Genomic DNA, 2,378 nt, shown 5'->3' with positions numbered 1-2,378 from the left:
GTAGAGCTCCCCCTTCCCCCCTTGTGGGGGAAGGTGGATCGGCGCGCAGCGCAGAGACGGATGAGGGGTGTTCCAGCGGAGTGAGGCGCTGGCGACCGTGTCGCGCCTTTCGCCGCCGGCGGAGGTTTACGCCAAGCTGGAACACCCCTCATCCGTCCGAGCTTCGCTCGGCCACCGCCCGGCCCTTCGCAGGCTCAGGGCGTTCGAAGCTCGAAAAGCCAAGCAATTGGCTTTTTCGTCCGCTAACGCGGACCACTTCTCACCCCACAAGGGGAGAAGGGGAGGTCGCGCGGCTCCCCCACCCGTGCTCTACTCCCCCGGGACCCACCATGATTCGCGCTCTGCTCGCCGCCCTTCTCCTCGCCACGCCGGCCCAGGCCGACGACATGTCGGTGTTCGTCAGGAACCAGCGGTCGCAGGGCGTCGCGCTGGAACTGTTCAGCCGCGACCGCGACACGGTCTGGCCGGGCGGCGACAAGGTCTTCCTCATCCGTCCGGGCGCACGCAAATCCGTGCCTATCTCCTGCAATCCGGGCGAGAACATCTGCTGGGGCGCCTGGGTCAATGGCGACGACCAGGTCTCCGCCGGCGTCGGCCCCGACAACGACCAGCCCTGCGATACATGCTGCTTCATCTGCGTCGAGCATTCCACCGAGACGATCGACCTGGCGGAGTGACGGGGGGCGCCGATCTCCCCCCATGAGGGGGAGATGTCGCCGAAGGCGACAGAGGGGGTCGCCGCGCGTCGAGCGCCGACGCTGTGCGCGACAAGAGACGCTGTGCGCGACAAGAGATGACGCTGGCGCTTCACGCGCGAGGACCCCCTCTGACCGCTTCGCGGCCATCTCCCCCTCAAGGGGGGAGATCGGCCGGCACCGCCGCTTTCGCCAATCCCAAAATTCCGCCCGTTATTTCGCCACCGCCCCTTGGCATTGGCTCGCGCCATGCCATCATCCCGCCATCGGCCATGGGGGCCGATTCTTTTCGGGGGACTGCCATGACTTTCTTCACCGCCCGCCGCATCGCTGCGGCGTTCTTCATCGCCACGCTGGCCGCGCCGGCCGCTCATGCCGGCGACGTCACTTTCGAGATCAGGAACGGCCATCCAAATGCCATGCGGCTCGAGCTCTACAGCCAGGACCGCGACTATGTCTGGCCGGGCAATGGCAAGGATTTCTACCTCGACGACGGCGAGACCAAGGAACTGCCGATCTCCTGCGATGAGGGCGAATCGATCTGCTACGGCGCATGGGTCGACGGCGACGAGGGCACCTATTGGGGCGTCGGCCCCGGCAACAAGGAAAAATGCGAAGACTGCTGCTACACCTGCAGCGGCGGCGAGACCGAGGAAATCAACCTGGTGGAGTGAGCGATAATCTCCCCCCTCGTGGGGGAGATGTCGCCGAAGGCGACAGAGGGGGTCGCTTCGCGTAAAACGCAAGCGCCCCTTCCTGCGAGAGCCAAGGTCGGCGCTTCACGCGCAACGACCCCCTCTGGCCGCTTCGCGGCCATCTCCCCCTCAAGGGGGGAGACTTGGCGTTCCAGCCAACTTGACGCCCTTCCCACCCTCGCCCTAGCCTGTCTCCACCCAAGAGGAGACCCCACCCATGGCAGGCACGGTCGAAAGCGAGAAGGTCGACGTCTCCTTTTCCGGCAAGCGCTGCATCCATTCGCGCAACTGCGTGCTCGGTAATCCGCACGTCTTCGTGCCCAACGCCAAGGGCGAATGGATCCACCCCGAGGCGGCCAGCGTCGAGAAGGTCGTGGCGCTGGCGGAGAACTGCCCGTCCGGCGCCATCACCTACCATCGCAAGGATGGCGGACCGCAGGAGAAGCCGCCGGTGGTCAACACCGTGCGGCTGCGCGAAAACGGCCCACTGGCCGTGCATGGCGAGATCGTGCTCGGCGACGAGACCTTCCATCGCGCCACGCTCTGCCGCTGCGGCCAGTCGCAGAACAAGCCGTTCTGCGACAACAGCCATATCAAGGCGGGCTTTGCCGCCACCGGCGAGCCGCCGCTGAAGGACACGCCTGCGCTCGAAGCCCGCGACGGGCCACTGAAGATCACGCCGACCGTCAACGGTCCGCTCAAGCTCGAAGGCAATGCCGAGATCGTCACCGGCACCGGCCACACCATCGACCGCGCCACGCGGGTTTTCCTCTGCCGCTGCGGCCATTCAGCCAACAAGCCGTTCTGTGACAATTCGCATAAAAGGGTGGGGTTCGTGGGGTAGCGTCCTTCTCCCCGTTCACGGGGAGAGCGACTGTCTTGGCTGTCAAGCTGTTTGCCATGGTTTTTGGTCGCGGATGATGGCGTTGAGAATGGTCAGCAGCTTTCGCATGACGGCCACGACGGCGACGATCTTCGGCTTGCCAAC

Annotated in this window: 3 protein-coding genes and 1 pseudogene; 3 read left to right on the top strand and 1 reads right to left on the bottom strand. The window is 65.6% G+C overall.

Annotated features, from left to right (window positions below; genetic code table 11):
- The first annotated feature begins 329 nt into the window (after positions 1 to 329).
- The 3 genes from EN781_RS30755 to EN781_RS30745 all read left to right on the top strand — a co-directional run bounded on the left by EN781_RS30755 (position 330) and on the right by EN781_RS30745 (position 2,234).
- A complete protein-coding gene (locus EN781_RS30755; protein ID WP_126057238.1) occupies positions 330 to 677 on the top strand; it encodes a hypothetical protein in 348 nt (115 codons plus the stop codon).
- 320 nt (positions 678 to 997) lie between these two features.
- Positions 998 to 1,369: a hypothetical protein gene (locus EN781_RS30750; RefSeq protein WP_126057237.1), complete on the top strand. Its 372-nt coding sequence runs from the start codon at positions 998 to 1,000 to the stop codon at positions 1,367 to 1,369.
- 238 nt (positions 1,370 to 1,607) lie between these two features.
- Entirely contained in the window at positions 1,608 to 2,234 is a 627-nt protein-coding gene (locus EN781_RS30745) for a CDGSH iron-sulfur domain-containing protein (RefSeq protein WP_126057236.1), read from the top strand.
- Positions 2,235 to 2,276: 42 nt separating this feature from the next.
- Here the strand turns inward: EN781_RS30745 and EN781_RS30740 are convergent.
- Positions 2,277 to 2,378 (bottom strand): annotated as a pseudogene (locus EN781_RS30740) (IS110 family transposase); the annotation flags it as partial.

The sequence above is a fragment of the Mesorhizobium sp. M4A.F.Ca.ET.090.04.2.1 genome (assembly GCF_003999085.1).
Classification (GTDB): Bacteria; Pseudomonadota; Alphaproteobacteria; order Rhizobiales; family Rhizobiaceae; genus Mesorhizobium.
The sequence above is the reverse complement of the archived record's forward strand: the minus strand, read 5'-3'. Positions and strand labels throughout refer to the sequence as shown.

Excerpts from the sequence above, each read along its gene's own strand:
- EN781_RS30755 (WP_126057238.1), top strand. The coding sequence starts at position 330 with ATGATTCGCGCTCTGCTCGCCGCCCTTCTCCTCGCCACGCCGGCCCAG.
- EN781_RS30750 (WP_126057237.1), top strand. The coding sequence starts at position 998 with ATGACTTTCTTCACCGCCCGCCGCATCGCTGCGGCGTTCTTCATCGCC.
- EN781_RS30745 (WP_126057236.1), top strand. The coding sequence starts at position 1,608 with ATGGCAGGCACGGTCGAAAGCGAGAAGGTCGACGTCTCCTTTTCCGGC.